Origin of the sequence: Ruegeria sp. R8_1, assembly GCF_017743815.1 — a bacterium.
GTDB lineage: Bacteria > Pseudomonadota > Alphaproteobacteria > Rhodobacterales > Rhodobacteraceae > Ruegeria > Ruegeria lacuscaerulensis_A.
This window is the reverse complement of record NZ_JAGHRL010000006.1, coordinates 152675-174884: the sequence shown is the minus strand read 5'-3', so window position 1 is coordinate 174884 and position 22210 is coordinate 152675. Positions and strand designations below refer to the sequence as shown.

General features: G+C 59.0%; 24 protein-coding genes. 14 read left to right on the top strand and 10 right to left on the bottom strand.

What is annotated here, in order from left to right:
- Positions 1-142 precede the first annotated feature (142 nt).
- Positions 143-838, top strand: a complete 696-nt coding sequence (locus tag J7380_RS14835) for an SIMPL domain-containing protein (protein WP_209196553.1) — start codon at positions 143-145, stop codon at positions 836-838.
- 3 nt (positions 839-841) lie between these two features.
- On the opposite strand, the gene J7380_RS14830 is transcribed toward J7380_RS14835, so the two are convergent.
- From J7380_RS14830 to J7380_RS14820, 3 genes are all read right to left on the bottom strand, one after another.
- The gene (locus tag J7380_RS14830; protein WP_209196552.1) at positions 842-1552 is read right to left on the bottom strand and encodes a GNAT family protein; all 711 of its coding nucleotides are present in this window, start codon (positions 1550-1552) and stop codon (positions 842-844) included.
- Between the two features lie 3 nt (positions 1553-1555).
- Positions 1556-2848, bottom strand: a complete 1293-nt coding sequence (locus J7380_RS14825; RefSeq protein ID WP_209196551.1) for an O-acetylhomoserine aminocarboxypropyltransferase/cysteine synthase family protein — start codon at positions 2846-2848, stop codon at positions 1556-1558.
- A gap of 72 nt (positions 2849-2920) precedes the next feature.
- The gene (locus tag J7380_RS14820) at positions 2921-3916 is read right to left on the bottom strand and encodes a hypothetical protein (protein ID WP_209196550.1); all 996 of its coding nucleotides are present in this window, start codon (positions 3914-3916) and stop codon (positions 2921-2923) included.
- Positions 3917-4068: 152 nt separating this feature from the next.
- Here J7380_RS14820 and J7380_RS14815 point away from each other — a divergent pair, with 152 nt between their 5' ends.
- The 3 genes from J7380_RS14815 (at position 4069) to preA (ending at position 7545) form a co-directional block, all read left to right on the top strand.
- A complete protein-coding gene (locus J7380_RS14815; protein ID WP_209196549.1) occupies positions 4069-4701 on the top strand; it encodes a cupin domain-containing protein in 633 nt (210 codons plus the stop codon).
- Between the two features lie 160 nt (positions 4702-4861).
- On the top strand, positions 4862-6196 hold the full coding sequence (locus J7380_RS14810; protein WP_209196548.1) for an NAD(P)-dependent oxidoreductase: 1335 nt from the start codon (positions 4862-4864) through the stop codon (positions 6194-6196).
- A 44-nt stretch (positions 6197-6240) separates the two neighbouring features.
- Complete coding sequence (gene preA / locus J7380_RS14805) at positions 6241-7545, top strand: NAD-dependent dihydropyrimidine dehydrogenase subunit PreA (protein ID WP_209196547.1); 1305 nt, start codon at positions 6241-6243, stop codon at positions 7543-7545.
- A 34-nt stretch (positions 7546-7579) separates the two neighbouring features.
- On the opposite strand, the gene J7380_RS14800 is transcribed toward preA, so the two are convergent.
- Complete coding sequence (locus J7380_RS14800) at positions 7580-8188, bottom strand: TetR family transcriptional regulator C-terminal domain-containing protein (RefSeq protein ID WP_170352859.1); 609 nt, start codon at positions 8186-8188, stop codon at positions 7580-7582.
- 171 nt (positions 8189-8359) lie between these two features.
- Here J7380_RS14800 and J7380_RS14795 point away from each other — a divergent pair, with 171 nt between their 5' ends.
- The 10 genes from J7380_RS14795 to J7380_RS14750 all read left to right on the top strand — a co-directional run bounded on the left by J7380_RS14795 (position 8360) and on the right by J7380_RS14750 (position 17657).
- Positions 8360-9610, top strand: coding sequence for a Zn-dependent hydrolase (locus J7380_RS14795; protein ID WP_209196546.1), 1251 nt, complete (start codon positions 8360-8362; stop codon positions 9608-9610).
- 92 nt (positions 9611-9702) lie between these two features.
- On the top strand, positions 9703-11157 hold the full coding sequence (hydA, locus tag J7380_RS14790) for a dihydropyrimidinase (RefSeq protein WP_209196545.1): 1455 nt from the start codon (positions 9703-9705) through the stop codon (positions 11155-11157).
- Positions 11158-11166: 9 nt separating this feature from the next.
- Complete coding sequence (locus J7380_RS14785) at positions 11167-11619, top strand: hypothetical protein (protein WP_209196544.1); 453 nt, start codon at positions 11167-11169, stop codon at positions 11617-11619.
- A gap of 2 nt (positions 11620-11621) precedes the next feature.
- Positions 11622-12419 carry an ABC transporter ATP-binding protein gene (locus J7380_RS14780; protein ID WP_209196543.1) on the top strand — a complete coding sequence of 266 codons (798 nt, stop codon included), beginning with the start codon at positions 11622-11624 and terminating at the stop codon, positions 12417-12419.
- Between the two features lie 4 nt (positions 12420-12423).
- Complete coding sequence (locus tag J7380_RS14775) at positions 12424-13341, top strand: ABC transporter permease (protein WP_209196693.1); 918 nt, start codon at positions 12424-12426, stop codon at positions 13339-13341.
- Positions 13338-14183 carry an ABC transporter permease gene (locus J7380_RS14770; protein WP_209196542.1) on the top strand — a complete coding sequence of 282 codons (846 nt, stop codon included), beginning with the start codon at positions 13338-13340 and terminating at the stop codon, positions 14181-14183. The genes J7380_RS14775 and J7380_RS14770 overlap by 4 nt, the downstream gene beginning before the upstream one ends.
- 53 nt (positions 14184-14236) lie before the next feature.
- Positions 14237-15226 carry an ABC transporter substrate-binding protein gene (locus J7380_RS14765; RefSeq protein WP_170724175.1) on the top strand — a complete coding sequence of 330 codons (990 nt, stop codon included), beginning with the start codon at positions 14237-14239 and terminating at the stop codon, positions 15224-15226.
- 151 nt (positions 15227-15377) lie between these two features.
- A complete protein-coding gene (locus J7380_RS14760; RefSeq protein ID WP_170352871.1) occupies positions 15378-16091 on the top strand; it encodes an ABC transporter permease in 714 nt (237 codons plus the stop codon).
- A complete protein-coding gene (locus J7380_RS14755) occupies positions 16084-16818 on the top strand; it encodes an ATP-binding cassette domain-containing protein (protein WP_209196541.1) in 735 nt (244 codons plus the stop codon). Before J7380_RS14760 ends, J7380_RS14755 begins: the two co-directional genes overlap by 8 nt.
- 20 nt (positions 16819-16838) lie before the next feature.
- Complete coding sequence (locus J7380_RS14750; protein WP_209196540.1) at positions 16839-17657, top strand: substrate-binding domain-containing protein; 819 nt, start codon at positions 16839-16841, stop codon at positions 17655-17657.
- On the opposite strand, the gene J7380_RS14745 is transcribed toward J7380_RS14750, so the two are convergent.
- From J7380_RS14745 to fdh3B, 6 genes are all read right to left on the bottom strand, one after another.
- Positions 17654-18526 carry a helix-turn-helix transcriptional regulator gene (locus tag J7380_RS14745; RefSeq protein WP_209196539.1) on the bottom strand — a complete coding sequence of 291 codons (873 nt, stop codon included), beginning with the start codon at positions 18524-18526 and terminating at the stop codon, positions 17654-17656. The genes J7380_RS14750 and J7380_RS14745 overlap by 4 nt on opposite strands.
- The gene (locus tag J7380_RS20510) at positions 18527-18652 is read right to left on the bottom strand and encodes a hypothetical protein (protein ID WP_280635769.1); all 126 of its coding nucleotides are present in this window, start codon (positions 18650-18652) and stop codon (positions 18527-18529) included. It abuts the gene before it with no gap.
- Between the two features lie 17 nt (positions 18653-18669).
- Positions 18670-19929 (bottom strand): c-type cytochrome, encoded by a 1260-nt coding sequence (locus tag J7380_RS14740; protein WP_209196538.1) that lies wholly within the window; start codon positions 19927-19929, stop codon positions 18670-18672.
- Positions 19930-21126, bottom strand: coding sequence for a formate dehydrogenase subunit gamma (locus J7380_RS14735; RefSeq protein ID WP_209196537.1), 1197 nt, complete (start codon positions 21124-21126; stop codon positions 19930-19932).
- A 26-nt stretch (positions 21127-21152) separates the two neighbouring features.
- Positions 21153-21503: an antibiotic biosynthesis monooxygenase gene (locus J7380_RS14730; protein ID WP_209196536.1), complete on the bottom strand. Its 351-nt coding sequence runs from the start codon at positions 21501-21503 to the stop codon at positions 21153-21155.
- Positions 21504-21610: 107 nt separating this feature from the next.
- Positions 21611-22204, bottom strand: coding sequence for a formate dehydrogenase FDH3 subunit beta (gene fdh3B / locus J7380_RS14725; protein WP_037307340.1), 594 nt, complete (start codon positions 22202-22204; stop codon positions 21611-21613).
- Positions 22205-22210 lie beyond the last annotated feature (6 nt).

Here is a 22210-nt window from a genome sequence, read left to right as displayed (position 1 = left end):
ATCGTCTAAGCAGACAGTCATTCTGTCCGCAGACTGACATTAAAGCAGGATCTTGCCGAGGGAAAGAAAAAGCCGGGTTTCCCCCTTGTTCGGCAGACCGTTGCCACCCCATGTTTATGACAAAGAGATCGGAGGGAAGACCTTGAAGAAATACGCTTTTTTAGCGGCTTTGATGGCTGCAACGGCGGCAGGGATGGCCCATGCGGAAGAACGTCGCATTACTGTCGACGCCCTTGGGACCGCTCTGGCGGTGCCCGATATGGCGACCATAACACTAGGAGTGACACATGAGGATGCCGAGGCCGCGAACGCGATGCAGGCCACGTCCGACGCGGTGTCGGCAATATTGGCGCGTCTGGAGCAGATGGGCATTGAAGCACGAGATGTCCAGACAAGGGATCTGTCGCTCTCGCCGGTTTGGTCGGGCCGAAATAATCCCAATGGCGACCGACCCGAGATTTCGGGCTTTTCGGCATCAAACCGAGTATTCGTACGGGTTCGTGACCTAACACAACTGGGTGCCGTAATGGATGCCGTCATCCAAGATGGCGCAAATGATTTCGGGGGGCTGAGCTTTGGTGTTCAGGACCCTAAACCGCTTGAGGCGCAAGCCCGCGCCAAAGCTGTGGCCGAAGCAACCGCCAAGGCAGAGCAACTGGCGCAGGCTGCCTCGTTGACTTTGGGACCTGTGCAACAAATCAACGAGAATGTCGGAGGCATCCGCCCTGCCGCGCAGATGCGCGAATTCAAAGTTGCGGATTCGGCGGGGGTTCCGGTGGCAGGCGGTGAGATTTCAGTCTCGGTCAATGTCACCATGGAATTTGCGATATCCGAATAAATACTACTCTGCCGCACGGGCCTGCAGTGTGTGACGCTGTTGGCCCGATTGGTCGAAGTTTTCTGGCGATAGCCAGGTTTCGAACGCAGTTTTGATGCGTGGCCATTCACTATCCAGAATTGAATACCAGGCGGTATCCCGGTTACGCCCCTTGTAGTGAGTTGCCTGGCGAAAAATGCCTTCGAAAGTAAAGCCCAATCGCTCGGCCGCGCTGCGCGAGGGGGCGTTCAGAGCGTCGCATTTCCACTCATAGCGCCGATAGCCAAGCTCATCAAAGACGCGGCGCATCATCAGATACATGGCCTCGGTGGCCAGAGGGGTGCGCTGCAACACGGGCGAGAAATGAATGTACCCGACCTCGATGACCCCGGCGTCGGGCTGAATGCGCAGATATGTGGCATGCCCAACCGGAGCTCCATCGCCGTCAAGCACCGTGTGAAACAACGGGTCTGCGCTGTTCTCAGCCCAAACCATCCAATCTGCGAAAGCCACTTCAGATGTGATTGGTTCTTCGGGCAGATAGGTCCAGTTTCGACCGTCCTTGTCTTCGGCAAACGCCCGGTACAGACCGGACGTATGCTGTTTCGCGTCCAAAGGCACCACTGAACAGAACCGACCCTGCATGCCCGTGCGAGCTGGCGTCGGGCGAGGAAACTCACCCGAGACCGGCATGCCCACGGGTTGGCCAAGTGCGTTCACCGTGTGCCGCAGCATGGTTTAGGCGGTCGCCTTTGCCAAAGCCTGGTCCAGATCCGCAATCAGGTCGTTGACGTCTTCGATCCCGATCGAAACGCGGACAACCCCCGGACCGGCCCCTGCGGCCTCTTGCTGTTCGGGTGTCAGCTGACGGTGCGTGGTCGAGGCCGAGTGGATGATCAGCGACCGCGCATCGCCAAGGTTCGCGACGTGGCTGAAGATTTCCAGTGCATTCACCAGTTTGACGCAGGCGTCATAGCCGCCTTTTACAGCAAAGGTGAACAGGGCACCGGCACCCTTGGTGTATTGTGCTTTGACCCGATCGTGATAGGGCGACGAGGGCAAGCCCGCATAGGTCACATAATCGACGCGTTCGTCCGCCTCGAGCCAGGCCGCGATCTTTTGTGCGTTCTCGACATGACGCTCCATCCGCAGCGACAGGGTCTCGATCCCCATCAGTGTATAGTGGGCGGCTTGCGGGTTCATGGTCATGCCCAGATCGCGCAGACCGATGGCGATACCGTGGAAGGTAAAGGCGAGGGGGCCGAAGGTTTCGTGGAATTTCAACCCGTGATAGGCTGGCTCGGGCTCGCTGAGCGAGGGGAACTTGTCATTCGCTGACCAGTCGAATTTGCCCGAATCCACGATGCAGCCGCCGGTGACGGTGCCGTTCCCGGTCAGGTATTTGGTGGTCGAGTGCACCACCAGTGTCGCGCCCTGTTCGATGGGGCGGCACAGGTAAGGTGTTGCCGAAGTGTTGTCGACAATCAGCGGTACGCCGGCTTCGTCGGCGATGTCAGCCATCGCCCGAATGTCGGTCACATAGCCGCCAGGGTTCGAAATGGATTCACAGAACACTGCACGGGTGTTGTCATCAATCGCGGCTTTTACCGCCTCGGGATCGTCCATGTCGACGAATTTGGCGGACCAGCCAAAGCGTTTGATGGTCTGGCTGAACTGAGTGACCGTGCCGCCGTAAAGGCGGGTCGAGGCAATAACGTTACAGCCCGGTCCCATCAGCGGGAACAGCGCCATGATCTGCGCGGCGTGACCCGAGGAACAACACACAGCCCCAACGCCGCCTTCCAGCGTGGCGACGCGTTCTTGCAGAACGGCCACGGTCGGGTTGGTCAGGCGCGAATATATAAAGCCCACTTCTTGCAGGTTGAACAGCGCAGCGGCGTGATCGGCATCGCGGAACACGTAAGCGGTGGTCTGATAGATTGGCGTTTGACGCGCACCTGTCGCCGGATCGGGACGTGCGCCTGCATGAATCTGAAGTGTGTCGAAACCGTAATTAGGGCCGTCAGACATTCTGGAAATCTCCCGTTGGTTTTTTGGTTGAAGACTCTGTAGGCGATTGACGGGCTGCGCACAACAATCCTGTCAGCGCATCCATAGGCCCTTTGCCTTGATTTTGTTGCGTATGGCCTGCTCGCGTTGGGGCAGGTTGTCTCGGTCGAACATCTCGCGGATCTTGTGACCCTTGCGCTGAATGACCAGCTTGCGGATCGGCTCATAACCTTTGAGCACTTTTTTGATGCGGTTTGGTGCTACCACCTTCTCCAGCAGCTCGACCACATGGTCGCTTTCACGTGCGTAAAGCAGTGGGAACAGGCGATAGTGACAGCTCACTGTGCCATCCAACAGGCCGTGGGGCAGGGCGTCTCGCCCCCCGCCAAGGGAATGGATCACCAAGGGCAGAGCGATCTGGTCAAGCCAGGGGTCCAATGTCTGGCCTGCCAGCTCCGGGATATCTTCATCCCGGATAGTGCGCGCATAGTCACGGAACCTGTCGCCAAAGATGCGGGGGCAGGAATGGAAGAAATAGCCAGCGTTAAAGTACAAATACCGCCGCCAATAACCATGCGGTTGGCTTGTGTCGACCGAACTTTCGAAATCAAGACCGAACCTGTGATAAAGCGCCTTCCAGATACCATCATATCCGGGCCCATAAAGCGTTGGGCGTGGCCATGTCCCCTCGACTTTCAGCGATGCACCGGGGTGGGCAAAGTCGAAGGGAACGGCGTTCAAATCTCCGGTGATCAGCGTGTCACTGTCGAAGAACACAAACGGCTCGCCTTCTGGTAAAGCCGACAACGCCTCAATCTTGTTCCCATGCGGGTAAGTCTGACCAAAGACCTGATTTTCAAAAGGCAGCAGCTCGGCATCCAATTGGCGCAGCGCTTTAAGGATATCTTCGTCCTGGATGCTGGGATCTTGTGACCAATGTTGGCTGGGTTGTGGAACAGCGACAAACAGGCGGCCGGCAAAATCGGGGCTGCTGTGGCGCAAAGAAGCGGCAAACAGCAATGCCTCGTATTGCAGCCGGTTATTCTGGCCAATGATGACAATATTGAATTTCGAAGGGGTGGCCTGCATCGGTAGGTGGTCGTCGCTCGTATTATCGGTTGGCGGCACAGTACGCAGGGTATGCAGACAAAACCAGATGTGAAGACGATCGCATGATGCAAAAATTGAAAACCGGCATGATGCCCCCATGTTAGGCTGAGATGTCCAGAAGGAGATACCGCATGAGGGTCAACGCAGATTTCACAAAGCGCGTCGCCGTCCACTTTGATCAGAACGAATGGGTCGCGTCCCCCGCAGCCGGGGTCGAACGGAAAATGCTGGACCGGATCGGTGAAGAGGTTGCCCGCGCCACTACAATCGTCCGGTTTGCGCCGGGCAGCGCGTTCGCTGCGCATACCCATGATGGCGGTGAGGAGTACCTGGTTCTGGATGGAGTGTTTCAGGACGAAACAGGCGACTTTCCGGTTGGCAGCTATGTACGCAACCCGCCGACGTCCTCTCATACGCCCTCGGCCAAGGACGGCGCGACGATTCTGGTCAAGCTGCATCAGTTCGACCCTGCAGACAGAACCGAAGTGCGCCGGTCCATCGAGGGGGTGGAAAAACTTCAGCTGTTCAAGGATGACCTTGAGGACGTGCGGGTTCTTAGTTTGGCGCCGAATGAAGCGCTGGATTTGAATGCCGAAAAGGGGCTTGAGCTGTTTGTCATCGAAGGCACTGTTCGGGAATCGGATGAGGCGTTTTCCGATTGGGATTGGCTTCGCTTGCCACCCGGCACCCACTCAGTCGCCACGGCAGGAGAGGCCGGCGCACGGGTCTGGATCAAGTCCGGGCATCTATCGCAGATGGTTTGAATTTCGCCGCTGCATCAAAAACAGGCATATTTTTCTGAAAACCGGGCCGTTGAGCCCGGTTTTTTAATTTTTTGACCATTTGGCAAATTTTACCAATTGATAAAATTTCAGACTGTGGCAAGCTGAGAATATAACAACCATATCTACAGGGAGTAGAGCGATGGCACAGGGCCAGATGGTCCCCGGCGTTGTCTCCGGGCGGCTTTCCAGCGATGAGCTGACCTCGAATTTCACGGATCTGCATCCGCCATTGGCCGCGCATGAGGCCGCCGTGGCAGCAGATCGGTGTTACTTTTGCTATGACGCGCCATGTGTGACCGCCTGTCCGACGGATATCGATATTCCGTTGTTCATGCGGCAGATTCAGGCCGGTCAGCCCGAAGCGGCGGGTGAGACCATATTGGCGCAGAATATTCTGGGCGGCATGTGTGCCCGTGTGTGTCCCACCGAGACATTGTGCGAAGAAGCCTGTGTGCGCGAGACTGCCGAGGGCGCTCCGGTCGAGATTGGGCGTTTGCAGCGCTACGCAACCGACAGTGTGATGGCCGGCGGGGCGCATCCGTTTGCACGTGCCGAGCCGACCGGCAAAACCGTTGCGGTGATCGGGGCAGGGCCTGCAGGTCTGGCCTGCGCACACCGGCTGGCGATGCTGGGGCATGACGTCGTCATTCACGAAAGCAAGCCCAAGCCGGGCGGCCTGAACGAATATGGGATCGCGGCCTATAAATCGACCAACAACTTCGCGCAGGCCGAGGTCGATTGGCTGATGCAAATCGGTGGCATCACGATCGAGACGGGCTCGGTTCTGGGTGACACGATCTCTCTGGACGGCTTGTCCACAAATTACGACGCAGTTTTCCTCTCCATTGGCTTGGCCGGAGTGAACGCTCTGCGCGCGGGTGGCGTTGATAAGGATGGCGTGCGGGCTGCGGTCGAGTTCATCTCGGATGTACGGCAGGCTGGGGATTTGACTGATTTGCCGGTGGGGCGCAATGTGGTCGTCATTGGCGGTGGCATGACCGCCGTGGACGCGGCGGTGAAGTCCAAGCTGCTAGGGGCGGAACATGTCACTATCGCTTATCGCAGGGGACGTGACGCCATGGGGGCCAGCCGGTACGAACAGGACCTTGCGGCCTCACATGGGGTCAAGATCATGACCAATGTGCAGCCTGTGGCCGTGCACGGAAACGGCGCGGCGGCTGAGATTGAGTTGGAATATACCTCGAGCGAGGGTGGTCTATTGACCGGCACGGGCGAAGTGATCCGCTTGCCTGCGGATCAGGTTTTGAAAGCGATTGGTCAGACGCTGGAAGGCGCGCCCGAAGGGCTGACGCTGGACGGCAACAAGATCGCTGTCACTGGCGCGGGTCGGACCTCGATGGCGGGTGTCTGGGCCGGGGGTGACTGCGCGGCTGGTGGCGAAGACCTGACCGTGACCGCTGTGGCCGAGGGCCGCGATGCGGCAATGGACATCCACGCCACACTGACGGCGTGAAACTGTTATTTTGGATGCTGAACAGCATCAGGAGGGCCGAATAAATGGCTGATTTAAAGACAAACTTTCTGGGTATCGAAAGCCCTAACCCGTACTGGCTGGCCTCGGCGCCGCCGACCGACAAAGAATACAATGTCCGCCGCGCCTTCGAGGCCGGTTGGGGCGGCGTGGTTTGGAAAACGCTGGGGGCCGAGGGGCCTCCGGTCGTGAACGTAAACGGGCCTCGGTACGGTGCGGTTTATGGCGCGGATCGGCGGCTGCTGGGGCTGAACAACATCGAACTGATCACCGATCGCCCCTTGGAGGTGAACCTGGAAGAGATGGCCCGGGTCAAGGCCGATTACCCAGACCGCGCGCTGATCGCTTCGATCATGGTGCCATGCGAGGAAGAGGCTTGGAGAGCCATTCTGCCTCGCGTGGCCGAAACTGGTGCTGACGGGATCGAGTTGAACTTTGGCTGTCCCCACGGCATGAGCGAGCGCGGGATGGGATCGGCCGTGGGCCAAGTGCCGGAATATATCGAGATGGTCACGCGGTGGTGCAAAAAATACTATGACCGCCCGGTGATCGTGAAGCTGACGCCGAACATCACGGATATTCGCAAACCCGCCGAAGCCGCAAAGAGTGGCGGCGCGGATGCGGTGTCGCTGATCAACACGATTAACTCGATCACCAGCGTCAATCTGGACACGTTCAGCCCTGAACCGTCGATCGACGGCAAAGGCAGCCACGGAGGGTATTGCGGCCCGGCGGTCAAACCGATTGCCCTGTCGATGGTGTCCGAGATTTCGCGGGCTCAAGCGACGCATGGCCTGCCGATATCCGGCATCGGGGGCGTGAGCACATGGCGTGATGCGGCCGAGTTTATGGCGTTGGGTTGTGGTACAGTTCAGGTCTGCACTGCTGCGATGACCTATGGTTTTAAAATCATCGACGAACTGACCGCCGGGCTGTCGAAATGGATGGATGAGAAGGGGTACAAAGACGTCTCTGAAATCGTCGGTCTGGCTGTGCCAAACGTGACGGATTGGCAGTATTTGAACCTCAACTACGTCGCAAAAGCAAAGATCGATCAGGATCAGTGCATCAAATGCGGCCGTTGCTACGCTGCGTGCGAAGACACCAGCCATCAGGCGATTTCAATGTCTGAGGACCGTGTTTTTGAGGTGATGGACGACGAATGCGTTGCGTGCAACCTGTGTGTGGATGTGTGTCCTGTAGATGGGTGTATTTCCATGGAGCCGATGGCCGCGGGAGAGGTTGACCCACGCACGGGCCGCGAAGTGCAGCCCAACTATGCGAACTGGACGACTCACCCGAACAACCCGATGGCCAAAGCGGCTGAGTAATCACAAAAAAGGGGCCGGCAATCGGCCCCTTTTATCAGGGCGTCAGAAGTTTGCGATACAGTGTATCGATAAAGGGTTCAGCGCCCTCGAACGGGTCTTCATCAGCCAGTATCGCACGGACCTGAACATCAAAATCCGCATAATGCTGCGTCAGGGCCCAGATCGAAAAGATCAGGTGATAAGGATGCAGTTTTGCTATTTTACCCTGATCCATCCATCTGACCAGAATAGCGGTCTTTTCATCGACCAGCGACTTGAGGTCACTCGACAGAGCCGCATGAATTCTGGGGGCACCTTGAACCAGTTCGTTGGCAAACAAGCGGCTTTCTCGCGGCAGGTCACGGCTCATTTCCAGCTTGCGGTGGATGTACGAGAGAATCTCTTGCATCGGATCGCCCGCTTCGTCCAAATCGTGCAAAGGGGCCAGCCAGACGTCTAGCAGGCCGGACAGCAGGGCGGTATGAATCGCTTCTTTCGAAGGGAAGTAATATAGCAGGTTTGGCTTGCTCAGACCCGCTTCGGACGCGATTTGATCCACGGTTGCACCCCGGAATCCGTGCGCTGAGAACACGTTCAATGCGGCCTCGAGAATCGCGGCGCGGTTCTTTTTCTGAATACGGGTCGGGGCGCGGTCTTTGGGCATGTTTTCAGGCTGTCTCTTTTTCCGGCATTCGGGCGTGAAATAGGTCAAAAAATCTGGCGGTGTCCTGCAATTTCTTGACTGATCTCGAACCCGTGATAGCGTGAGTTTGACCAGATGGTCAAATCAAGACACCAAAAGCGAGCCAAATCGCAAGCGACAGGGAAGAACAAGATGGCAGCTCCGGCGCAGAACCTACGGATTAATGGCGACAGGTTGTGGGACAGCCTGATGGAGATGGCCAAAATCGGCCCCGGCGTAGCCGGTGGCAACAATCGTCAAACCTTGACGGATGAGGATGCCGAAGGCCGCGCCTTGTTTCAAAAATGGTGCGAGGATGCGGGCTGTTCGATGGGGCTCGATCAGATGGGCAACATGTTCGCCCGGCGCGAAGGGACAGACCCGGACGCGCTGCCGGTTTACGTAGGCTCGCACCTGGATACGCAGCCTACGGGCGGCAAGTATGACGGTGTGCTGGGGGTTCTGGGCGGGCTGGAGGTCATCCGCACCCTGAATGATTTGGGGATCAAGACGAAACATCCCATTGTTGCAACCAACTGGACCAATGAAGAGGGCACCCGGTACGCGCCAGCCATGCTGTCATCGGGCGTGTTTGCCGGAGTGCATACGCAAGATTGGGCGTATGCGCGCGAAGATGCCGAAGGCAAGGCGTTTGGCGATGAGCTTCAACGGATTGGCTGGCGTGGAGACGAAGAGGTCGGCGCGCGCAAGATGCATGCGTTCTTTGAGCTGCATATCGAACAGGGCCCGATCCTTGAGGCCGAGGGCAAGGATATTGGCGTCGTCACCCACGGTCAGGGCCTCAGCTGGACACAGATCACGGTGACAGGCAAGGATGCACATACCGGTTCGACCCCGATGCCCATGCGCAAGAATGCAGGGCTGGCGATGGCTCGCATTCTTGAAAAGGTGGATGAGATCGCGTGGTCCCATGCGCCTCATGCCGTTGGAGCGGCGGGGCATATCGATGTGTTCCCGAACTCGCGCAATGTGATTCCGGGCAAAGTGGTGTTCACGGTCGATTTCCGCTCGCCCGATCTGGAGGTGATCAAGGATATGGAGGCGCGCCTTCGGGTCGCGGCTGAGGATATCGTGGATGAAATGGGCCTGCAGATTGAATTCGAGAAGGTGGGCGGGTTTGATCCGGTGCAATTCGACGAAGGGTGTGTGTCCGCGGTGCGCGATGCGGCCGAGCGGCTTGGGTATTCGCATACGGATATCATCTCGGGCGCGGGGCATGATGCGTGTTGGATCAACCGGGTGGCACCAACGGCCATGGTGATGTGCCCATGTGTGGATGGGTTGAGCCATAATGAGGCCGAAGAGATCAGCAAGGACTGGGCGGCCGCCGGGACGGATGTTCTGTTTCACGCGGTTGTCGAGACGGCGGAGATCGTGGAGTAGGGGGCGCTGCCCCCGTCGCCCGTTGGGCGACTCCCCCGAGGTATTTTTAGCCAGATGAAGCAAGCGGCGCAGACCGCGTCAGGGAGATAAAAATGAGCACTGTTATCAAGAATGGGACCGTCGTAACCGCGGATCTTTCCTATAAAGCAGACGTCATGGTCGAGGGCGGGGTGATCACCGAAATCGGCTTGGATCTGAAGGGCGACAAAGAGCTTGATGCGACTGGCTGCTATGTCATGCCGGGTGGGATTGATCCGCATACCCATCTTGAGATGCCGTTCATGGGCACCTATTCTAGCGACGACTTCGAAAGCGGGACGCGGGCGGCTTTGGCCGGGGGCACCACGATGGTGGTGGATTTCGCGCTGCCCAATCCGGGGGAAAGCCTGCTGGATGCGTTGAAGCGTTGGGACAACAAATCGACGCGGGCGAATTGTGATTACTCGTTCCACATGGCGGTGACCTGGTGGGGCGAGCAGGTGTTCGACGACATCAAGACCGTGATCGAGACGCGCGGGATCAACACGTTCAAGCATTTCATGGCCTATAAGGGCGCGTTGATGGTGAATGACGATGAACTGTTCGCCTCGTTCAAACGTCTCGCCGAGCTGGGCGGGATCGCCATGGTTCATGCTGAAAATGGCGATGTGGTGGCTGAGCTGAGCGCCAAGCTGCTGGCCGAAGGCAATACCGGCCCCGAAGCGCATGCCTATTCCCGCCCGCCGCAGGTTGAGGGCGAGGCCACGAACCGCGCTATCATGATCGCCGATATGGCGGGTGTGCCTTTGTACGTGGTGCATACCTCGTGTGAAGAGGCGCATGAGGCCATTCGCCGGGCCAAGATGAATGGCAAGCGGGTGTGGGGCGAGCCTTTGATCCAGCACCTGACCCTGGACGAGAGTGAGTATTTCCACCCCGATTGGGACCACGCGGCGCGTCGGGTCATGAGCCCTCCGTTCCGCAACAAGCAGCATCAGGACAGCCTGTGGAACGGGTTGCATTCTGGAACGCTGAGCGTGGTGGCCACCGACCATTGTGCCTTTACCACCGATCAGAAACGCTATGGCGTGGGTGATTTCACCAAGATCCCCAACGGCACTGGAGGGTTGGAAGATCGGATGCCGATGCTGTGGACCCATGGAGTAAATACCGGGCGGCTGACGCCGAACGAGTTTGTGGCGGTGACTTCAACAAACATCGCCAAGATATTGAATTGCTATCCGAAAAAGGGTGCCATTTTGATTGGCGCGGACGCGGATATCGTTGTGTGGGACCCGGACAAAGCCAAGGTGATTTCAGCCGAGACGCAACAGTCTTCGATCGACTACAACGTGTTCGAGGGCAAGGAAGTGCGCGGGTTGCCCCGGTTCACGCTGACCCGTGGTTCGATTGCTGTTCATGATGGCGAGATCCAGACACAGGAAGGACATGGGAAATTCGTGGCGCGTGAAGCCAATACCCATGTGAACAAAGCACTGAGCACGTGGAAAGAGCTGACGGCCCCGCGTCCGGTCGAGCGGACGGGTATTCCTGCGACTGGGGTGTGATGTACAACTATGAATAGTGAATACCCAACCCTTCGACAATTTTTTGACTTTGTCGTCCTGGCGACTTTGATGGCTGTTCTGGCGTTTTTAGGATGGTCTTTAGTAACTATAGACCAATCTGCTGCAAATATAGCGAACCGGGGTACAAGTTTCGGGTTGCTCCTGACAATGACTGTCTTTTTGGGGTGGCCTATCTGGGGGTCGATCCTTCTATTTGGGCTGTTTCCGGGGCGTTTTGTTTTCGTGTTCGTCTGCGACACTCTGAGGCACCTGCCGTTCGGCCGCAACGGCTCTACCCTGATTGCTGCAGCTGCTGTTGCCGTTTCCTCCTGGTTCTTGTCCGCGTTGATTTTTTCGACTTCGAGCTCAAAAGCCGGACTATTTGAATCTCTTTTCCTCCTGCAATTCGGCGTTCCCGCAGCTATGATCGCTGCGTGGATTGCGCTGCCTAAGCCCGAGTAACAATGACTTGTAATGCAAACGACATGTCAGCGGTGATCTGTGCAGAAAACCTCGACCTCACCTTCCAAACCAATGACGGTCCGATCCATGCGTTGAAGGACGTCAACCTGACCATCGACAAGGGGGATTTCGTCAGTTTTATCGGCCCGTCGGGCTGTGGCAAAACCACTTTCTTACGCTGTATCGCGGCGCTTGAGACACCGACCGGCGGGACGCTGACCGTCAATGGCATGGCCCCGGATGAGGCGCGGCGAAAGCGGGCTTATGGCTATGTGTTTCAGGCGGCGGGGCTGTATCCATGGCGGACCATCGCCAAGAACATCAAACTGCCGCTTGAGATCATGGGCTATTCGGCGGCCGAGCAGGAGGAACGGGTCAGCAAGGTTCTGGAACTGGTTGATCTGGGCGGCTTTGGCGGCAAATTCCCGTGGCAGCTGTCGGGCGGGATGCAGCAACGCGCCAGCATCGCGCGGGCCTTGGCCTTTGATGCGGATATCCTGCTGATGGATGAACCCTTTGGGGCGCTGGACGAAATCGTGCGCGATCACCTGAACGAACAGCTTTTGGCGCTCTGGGCGCGGACGGGCAAGACCATCGGATTTGTGACGCACTCGATCCCCGAGGCGGTCTATCTCAGCACCAAGATCGTTGTGATGAGCCCTCGGCCAGGGCGGATTACGGATGTGATCGACAGCCCTCTGCCCAAGGAACGCCCTTTGGATATCCGCGACACGCCCGAGTTTATCGAGGTCGCTCATCGCGTACGTGAAGGGCTGCGGGCGGGGCATTCGGATGACTAGCGGCCTGAAAGCCTTTTGGGCGGTGCTGACCGTCCTGACCGTGATCGTTGCGTTCTGGTACGCGGCCTGCGTGCCGATGAACATCAAGGGCGTGCTGACCGAGCAAGAGCGGGCAGGGGCCGAAGTGCAGCCGCCCTCGGCCAAGGATCGGCGCGACATGTCCGAGTTCGGTCTGCTGCTGAACAACAGCTTTGCCATCCCCGCCACGTGGGCGCAGGACCGCCCCCGTCTGCCCGCGCCGCATCAGGTCGCCATCGAGATGTGGGAGACGACGGTGCAGAAAAAGATCACCTCGAAACGGTCGCTGATCTATCACGGTTGGGTCACGCTGAGTGCGACGATGCTGGGATTTGCCATCGGCACCGGGTTGGGCATTTTGCTGGCGGTGGGGATTGTGCATAGCCGGGTGATGGACCTGTCGGTGATGCCATGGGCCATTGTCAGCCAGACCATCCCGATCATCGCGCTGGCCCCGATGATCATCGTGGTGCTGTATTCCGTGGGCATTCAGGGGATCATTCCCAAGGCGGTGATCTCGGCCTATCTCAGCTTTTTCCCGGTGGTCGTGGGCATGGTCAAAGGTCTGCGCAGCCCTGATGCGATGCAGCTGGACCTGTTGCGCACCTATGGCGCTAGCCGGTCGCAAGGGTTCTGGAAACTGCGCCTGCCGGCCTCGATGCCGTATCTGTTCACCTCGCTGAAGATCGGCATCGCTGCGTCTTTGGTCGGGGCCATCGTTGGTGAACTGCCGACCGGGGCCGTCGCTGGCCTGGGCGCGCGGCTGCTGGCGGGCAGCTATTATGGCCAGACGGTGCAAATCTGGTCGGCCCTGTTTGCGGCGGCCATTCTGGCGGCGGGTCTTGTGGCGCTGCTGGGTTTGATCGAACGGACGGTGCTGAAGCGGATGGGGATGGCGCAATGATCTTGGTTATTGGTGCAATCCTTCTGTGGCTGCTGGGCTGGTGGGTGAATGGCCGTCTGGCCAGTGGTCCGTATGCCGATACGCGAATGGTGGGGGTTCTGGCCCCGCTGATCTTTGGCCTGACCGTCATTGGAATATGGGAGCTGCTGGTGCGGGGGCTTGAGGTGCCCTTGGTCATCCTGCCCGCGCCCTCGGTGATTGCGGTGCGCTTTGCGGACAGTCTGCCGATCCTGTGGGCGGATTTCGTGCAGACCATCGTCAAAGGGGCGCTTAGCGGCTACATCATCGGGTGTGGTGCCGCGTTTCTGATGGCGATCGCCGTGGATCGCTGGGATTTCCTGCGCCTGGGTCTTCTGCCCGTGGGGAATTTCGTGGCCGCGCTGCCCATCGTCGGCACGGCCCCCATTCTTGTGATGTGGTTTGGGTTCGATTGGCATTCCAAGGCCGCAGTTGTCGTTGTGATGGTGTTTTTTCCGATGCTGGTGAACACTGTGGCCGGCCTGCGCGAGGCCACGGCGATGCAGCGCGACCTGATGGAGACCTATGCCGCAACCTATTGGCAGAGCTTTCTGAAACTGCGCCTGCCTGCGGCGATGCCGTTTGTGTTAAACGGGTTGAAGATTTCCACCACATTGGCCCTGATCGGCGCTATCGTGGCTGAATTCTTTGGCTCACCGACCCTGGGTATGGGCTTTCGGATTTCCACCAGCGTCGGACAGCTTTCGCTGGATATGGTCTGGGCCGAGATCGTGGTGGCCGCACTGGCCGGAACCGCATTCTATGGCGCGGTGGCGATGATCGAAAAGGCGGTGACCTTCTGGCACCCGTCACAAAGAGGATAACACTTCAACAGACCCCGAAAACGGGGCACCAACAGCAACTAGGAGACATGAAGATGAATAAGCTACTTAGCGGTGCGCTTGCTGCCTTTGGACTTACAGCCGGTGCGGCATGGTCGGCGGATGAGGTGACATTGCAGCTGAAATGGGTCACGCAGGCGCAGTTTGCGGGTTACTACGTGGCGGCAGACAAAGGGTTCTACGAGGAAGAGGGGCTGGACGTCACCATCCTGCCCGGCGGCCCGGATATCGCACCCACGCAGGTGATCGCAGGGGGCGGCGCGGATGTAACCGTCGAATGGATGCCCGCCGCGCTGGCCGCGCGTGAAAAGGGGCTTCCGCTGGTCAATATCGCCCAGCCCTTCAAAAGCTCGGGCATGATGCTGACCTGCTGGAAGGATGCGGGGATCACCTCGCCCGAGGATCTGAAGAACCGTACGCTAGGTGTCTGGTTCTTTGGCAACGAGTTTCCGTTCATGAGCTGGATGAGCCAACTGGGCATCGACACCAGTGGCAAGAGCGAAAGCGGAGTCGAGGTTCTGAAACAGGGCTTTAACGTGGACCCTCTGTTGCAGCGTCAGGCCGATTGCATCAGCACCATGACCTATAACGAATACTGGCAGGTGATCGACGCAGGCGTCAGCCCGGATGAACTGGTGACGTTCAAATACGAAGATCAGGGCGTCGCCACGCTGGAAGATGGCCTGTATGTGCTGGAAGAAAACCTCAGCGATGCGGCTTTTACCGACAAGATGGAACGTTTTGTCCGCGCCTCGATGAAAGGCTGGAAATACGCCGAGGAGAACCCGGATGAGGCGGCCGATATCGTGCTGGAAAACGACGCGACCGGCGCCCAGACCGAAGAGCACCAAAAGCGCATGATGGGTGAAATCGCCAAGCTGACCGCCGGTTCGAACGGTGCGCTGGACCCTGCGGATTTTGAACGCACGGTGGGTACTCTGCTGGCTGGCGGGTCGGACCCAGTGATCACCAAACAGCCCGAGGGCGCTTGGACACATCAGATCACGGATGCAGCCCTGAACTAAGCCGTCTGTCAGACGCATTTGACGCGGTCCCTTCGGGGCCGCGTTTTGCGTTTGAGATGCCGGAAAAGTGTGTGCCATTCGTTGGAAAATGCCTTAGTATTCCTTTGAAAATAAACGCATATGGTTCCGATTGCGTTGATATGGGGAGAATATGCAGGGATTTGCATCAGAATTCACATCGGCTTTGGCTCTGATCCTGAACGGGGATGCCGAGTTGTGGGCGATTGTTCTGTTGTCCCTGAAAGTTTCGATTTTTGCCGTACTGATCGCTGCATTGATTGGGATGCCTGTTGGGGCCGCATTGGCTGTAGCGCGCTTTCCGGGGCGGCGGGCGATGATCGTGTTGATGAATGCTTTGATGGGGTTCCCTCCGGTCGTTGTGGGGCTGTTGGTTTATCTGATGCTGTCGCGCTCAGGGCCATTGGGTGTGCTGGAACTTCTGTATACGCCCACGGCCATGATCATCGCACAGGTCGTGCTGGTGACACCGATCGTAGCTGCTCTGACACGGCAGGTGATTGAGATGCTGGCCGAGGAATATTCGGAACAGTTGCGATCGCTGGGCGTGTCGCGTCTGGCCTCGGTCCCGGTGCTGCTATGGGACGCGCGGCTGGCGTTGATCACGGCGTTGCTGGCCGGGTTTGGCCGCGCTATCGCCGAGGTGGGCGCAGTGATCATCGTGGGCGGCAACATCAATCACGTGACGCGGGTGATGACGACAACTATCGCGCTTGAGACCTCCAAGGGCAATCTGGCGCTGGCATTGGCGTTGGGCGCGATCCTGATCGGAATTGCAATCGCTGTAAACGCTATGGTCAGCGCAGTCAGCCTGCGGGCTGAACAGGAGGGGCTGCGTCATGCGTGATATGCTAATTGATACAGCCAGCAGCCTGTTGCTGCGAAATTTGCGCGTTGTTCGAAACGGCAAAGCGCTGCTTAGTGTTTCGCGCCTTTCGCTGGACGGGCCGGGTCCGACGCTGATCCTAGGGCCGAACGGGGCTGGTAAAAGCCTGCTTTTACGTTGTTTGCACGGCTTGATCGAACCGGATCAGGGACGGGTTGAGCAGGACGGGACTCCGTTGACCGATAGGCACAAAGCGCAACAGGCGATGGTGTTTCAACAACCTGTGCTGCTGCGCCGCTCGGTTGCGGCCAATCTTGATTTCGTTCTGAAACGTCAGGGGCTGCCGCGCGGTGCCCGCAAGCTACGGATCGAAAGCCTGTTGGCTGAGGGCGGGTTGGAAGGCAAGGCGCGTCAGCCCGCGCGATCCTTGTCCGGGGGCGAGGCTCAGCGGCTAGCCATCCTGCGCGCACTGGCGCTGGACCCCGAGACGCTGTTTCTGGACGAACCCACCAGCGCACTGGACCCAAGCGCGACCCAGATGATCGAGCGGATGATCCTGCGAGCGTCTGCCCGTGGCGTGCGGATTGTCATGGTGACCCATGATATCGGGCAGGCTCGCCGACTGGCGGCAGATATCGTCATGATGCAGGGTGGGCATGTGGTTGAACATGGGTTGGCTAAACAGGTCTTAAACGCGCCTCAAAGTGATGCCGCACGCCGCTATCTGGCGGGCGGGCTTGTGACTTAATCAATAAGACGGAGATCGAAATGATCCGGAATTTTCTTCGGGCAGCATTGCTTTCGCTTGGCCTGGCCGCACCTGCGTTCGCCGAAGAGCCGTTTATCGTCGTGCAATCGACCACGTCCACGCAGAACTCGGGGCTTCTGGACTATATCCTGCCGGGGTTCGAGGCCGAAACTGGGATAGACGTGCGTGTGGTGGCTGTTGGCACCGGGCAGGCGATCCGCAATGCGGTCAACGGGGACGGAGACGTTCTGCTGGTCCATGCCAAACAGGCCGAGGATCAGTTCGTCGCCGATGGTTGGGGCGTCGAACGCTTTGACGTGATGTATAACGATTTTGTTTTGGTTGGGCCGAAATCCGACCCGGCCAAGGTGAAAGGCGGCGCGGATATTGTGGAGGCGTTGACAGCCGTGGCCGTGGCCGAGGCCCCCTTCGCCTCGCGCGGGGATGACAGCGGCACGCATAAGGCCGAGATGCGCCATTGGACTGCGGCCGAGGTTGATCCCACGGCTGCATCAGGCGCATGGTATCGCGAGACGGGCTCGGGCATGGGGGCGACGCTGAATGTGGCCAGCGGCATGGATGCCTATGTGCTGACCGACCGAGCCACGTGGCAATCCTTTGGCAACAGGGGCAATCTTGAGGTGATGGTCGAGGGCGACCCGCGTCTGTTCAACCAATATGGCGTTATTCTGGTGAACCCGGACAAGCATCCACGTGTTCGGGCTGCAGCTGGCCAGCGGTTCATCGATTGGCTGACCGGGCCGGACGGGCAGGCGGCGATTGCGTCTTACAAGCTGGACGGCCAGCAGTTGTTCTTTCCCAACGCCAGCGGGTCTTAACCGCTGGCTCCGTTGTGATGGATCGTGCCCAGATGGTTTAGGTCATAGCCGCCAAACTCGGCGGCGCGGGCTGCAAATCGGTCGGATTGCACAAAGGCCTGCAGTTTCAGCATTGGTTCGTCGAAATAGGCGCGCCGCCAGATAGCTAGATCCAACCGTTCAGCGTGGGTCGGACAGAAGCCCAGATCATACAGCCCGGCCAGCGCGCCCAGACCAAACCCGGCCTCGGCTTTGCCGTCATGCAGCGCGATGGCCAGCTCTTCCTCGGTGCGGGCGCAGGTGGGCAGGGCGTCCAGATCCGCGCGGGTGAGGCCATGTGCCTCCAGTTGCCCGTCAAACAGGCGCTGGCTGGCGGCCGACTCCTGCCGCAGGATCACGCGGCGGCCTTTCAGGTCGGCAAATCCTGAGATGTCACTCACACCCGGAGCCAACAGCAAACCGCGTTGACGCTGCGCGATCTCGAACAGCACCACCGGCGCTTCGCCCAAAGCATCGCGTAAGGCCCCAACGTTAAAGCCGCCGTCTTCGTGAATATGCAGCGCGGCAGCCTGCGCAGTCCGGTCTTTCAACCGGTTCAGGCCATCGAACGAGCCGTCATAATACGTCGCCAAACCCGAGCCGCTTTCGCGCAGCGCCCAGTCCAACAACGGATCATGGCTGCCCGCGACAATCGGGGGTAGGGGCGGTTCTGCCACCTGCGGGCCACTGCGCGACGCGTTCAGCCAGGCAATGACCTCGGCGCGGGGAAACAGCAGCTTTCCCATGGCGCGCACGCAGGGCACCTCGCCCGATGAGGCCAGATCATAGGCTTTACGCTCGCCGATACGCAGCAGGTCGGCCAGCTCTTTCGTGGTCAGATATTCGGACATTCAGTCGAGGCGCACCGCAGACCCGGTGCCCGCATCAGCGGCGCTGAACCCGATCGCACCCAGAATGTTGGGGGCTGCCACTGTGATGACAACCATGGCGGCCACGGCGGCAAGGAAGGCTTTCATCGGTCTCCTCCGGTCTTTCAGTTTTCCGGTGCCGTGGCGCGGCGCAGAAAGGCGACCAGATCGTCCCGGTCGCTGGGCTGAGTGATCCGCTGCATCGGCATTTTCGACCCCGGAATGTAGTGGTCTGGCCCCTCGTCGAAAAGGGCATTTATGGTCTCGTCATTCCAAATGATATCAGAGTCTTGCAACGTGTCCGAGTAGAAATATCCCGGCAGTGTTCCAGCCTTGCGTCCAAAGACGCCGTGCAGTGTAGGTCCGGCGCGGCGCTGTCCGTCCGGAGTCAGGCTGTGACAGATCGAGCATTTGCGGGCAAACTGCCGCTCACCATTGCTCATCTGATCGGGGTTTTTCAGGAAACTGGGCTCCACGGCGGCCATCTGTTCCTGTTCGCGCAGGGCGGCGATGGGCCAGCTATACATGGCCTCGTCAATCCCGCCTGCATGGATGTTCTGGCCGTCCGGCGAAAAGGCCAGCGCCCAAACCGGCCCGCGCAACGTGGCGCGGAAATCCTGTGCGATGCGCCAATCGACCGTGTCGATGAGCATGATATAGCCTTCGCCATCCCCCACCGCCAACAAGCTGCGATCCGGGCTGAGTGCCAGCGCCAGAATAGGGCGACGGTCGAGGGTGAAATCTCGTTCCTCGCCAGTGGTCAGATCGCGAATGCGGGTCACGCCATCGACCGCGCCATAGGCGATCCAGTTGTCTTGCGCGTTCAGGACCAACTCATTGATGCCAAAGCCATGCTCGACCACGCGCAGGGTTTCCTGCCCGCTGGCGACATCCCACAGGCGCAACGCCCCGTCGACCCCGGCGGAATAGAGCTGTGATCCGTCGGGCGTAAACACAACCGCATTGACGCCGCCGCCCGCAGACAGAACCGTAGGGTCCGACCCATCCGCCGGCCAAAGGCCAATCGTGCCGTCCCAACTGGCCGTCGCCACATGTGTTTTTGACGCTGCGATATGGACGATCTTACCCTTGTGCTGGCCCACGACCTCTCCGCCCGGCCAGCGGCGCAAGGTGAAGTCGTCGCCAGCGGAATAGATCGCGGTGCCGTTGAAGGCGACGGCGTTTACCGCCGCCTCGTGTCCTTCCAGCCATTCGGGCATTTGGTTGGACCAAATGCCGACCGAGTTGTCGAAGCTTGCCGTGGCGATCCGCCCATCCGAGGCCGTGGCGATCCCCATGATCGGCCCGCCATGGCCTTTGAGCGTAAAGAACTCGGACCACGCGGGCAGGGGCAATAACGCCAGCGCCAGAACCAGCCCGCGCATCTATTCAGCAGGCGAGGCCGCCGCTTTGCTGGCCTCTTTTTCCTGGACCTCCTCCAGCCACAGCGAATGGTGTTCGCGCGCCCATTGTTCTTCGACTTCGCCGGTTCCCATGGCGTCAAATGCGCCTTCCATCCCGACCGAGCCGAGGTAGATATGGGCGATGATGATGGCGATGAAGACATAGGCGATCATCGCGTGCCAGACCTGCGCGTATTGCATTTCCTCTTGCGGAGACATCTGCACCGGCAGGCTCAAACCCATTGCCTGAGGCAACCCGGTTGCATTGGCGATCTGGAAGGTTTTGGCAAACAGAGGCATCTCGAACGGGAACAGCAGCGACAGCCCCGACAGGCTGATCGACACGCCGAGCAGGATACAGGCCCAGAAGATAACCTTTTGACCGGCGTTGAACTTTTTAGCGGGTGGGTGGCTGTTTTTGGTGAACAAACCGCCACCGGCGGCCAGCCATTTCAGGTCGGTCCGGTTGGGAATGTTATGAGCGATCCAGTTCACCGTCACGATGATCAACCCCAACATAAAGGCCCAGGCGAGGTTGTTGTGCAGCCACTTGCACCCTTGCGCAATTGTCGCGAAGCCTTCTTTTCCGAAGATCGGGATCAGGAAATCCCGCCCATACAGTGTCAGCAGCCCAGTAAATCCAAGCACCAGAAAGGACCCGGCGAAAAGCCAGTGGCCGAACCGCTCAAACCCATTGAAACGCGTGACTGTGCGCCCGGTTTTCTCACCATCAATGCGGATTTTGCCGCGGATCAGGAAAAACAGCAGGATCACGGCGGCCATGCCGGCAATGATGTAGGTGCCGTATTCGCGCAGCGGTCCTGTGCGGAAAGCCCACCACCACATGCCGCCATCTTGGATCAAGACGCTTGCAGCAGGCCCCTGAGACGACACGGTAACATCCGCCGACCCGTAACGCAGCGCGCGATAGACATCACTGTCCGAGGCCACACCGGCAGTACCGAACTGCCCCAGCAACCCTTCGACATTGCCTTGACCTGTGTTTTCCGAGCGATAGGCGTTGTCCACTTTCTCTCCCCGTTGACGGGCCAGAATATCCTCAAGCGTCGTGGCCCCTCCGGTGGCCGAGCGATCCGGTGCCGGGGATTCCGGGGCGTCCTGCGCCCATGCGGCTCCGGTCAGGAAGAGTGAGACGAGCAGAAATTGGATCAGGCGCATGGGTTCTCTCCCTATTCTTGGTCGTATCAGCGGTCAAAGCCGCCGATTTGCGTGTGAAAAACAGCTCCGACAGGAGACAGGGCCGCCTGAAGGTCGTCTTTCGCGGGGCCGTAGACATCAAGCTGAACCGGCGTAAGCAAAGACATAAACCGATCCGCGAAGTTTGCCCCGAAATTCTGCATATGAATCATCGCATCTTCTGAACTGGCGTACCGTTCATAGATGTGAATTGCGCTGTCGCTTTGGTGCCACTCATAGGTTTTGGCACCTGTTTCGTTACGGGTCGCGGCGACCATTTCTGCCATCAAAGCTTCGAACTCGGACTGTTTTTCCCGGTTCAGATCCAGCTTCAACAGCCAGTAGATATCGTTGGTCATAAGCGTCCCACCTTGGTCAGGAAATGCGGTGACCGACAGGCGGCCACCGGCAAGAGTAAGACAGCCCCCCGGCCTAGCGCAGGGGGCTGTCGAGCTTCGGTTAGACCTTAGCCGTCTTTCTGGTCGTAGGCGGTGCCCCAACCCCACGCGCCCGAGCCAAACCCGCGCGCAACAACGCGCTCGCGGTAGATGGCCGAGACCACGTCGCCGTCACCGGCAAGCAGGGCCTTGGTGGAACACATCTCGGCGCAGATGGGCAGTTTGCCCTCGGCGATCCGGTTGCGACCGTATTTGGCGAACTCTGCGGTCGAGTGCGTTTCCTCTGGACCACCGGCGCAGAAGGTACATTTGTCCATCTTGCCGCGTGACCCAAAATTGCCCGCCTGCGGGTATTGCGGCGCACCGAACGGGCACGCGTAGAAGCAATAGCCGCAGCCAATGCACAGGTCCTTGGAGTGCAGGACGACACCTTCTTCGTTCTGATAGAAGCAGTCGACCGGGCACACCGCCATGCAAGGCGCATCCGAACAATGCATACAGGCCACCGAGATCGAGCGTTCGCCCGGGTTGCCGTCATTGATCGTCACCACCCTGCGGCGGTTGATGCCCCATGGCACCTCGTGCTCGTTCTTACACGCGGTGACACAGGCGTTGCACTCGATGCAGCGTTCAGCGTCGCAGAGAAACTTTGCTCTAGCCATTTATCG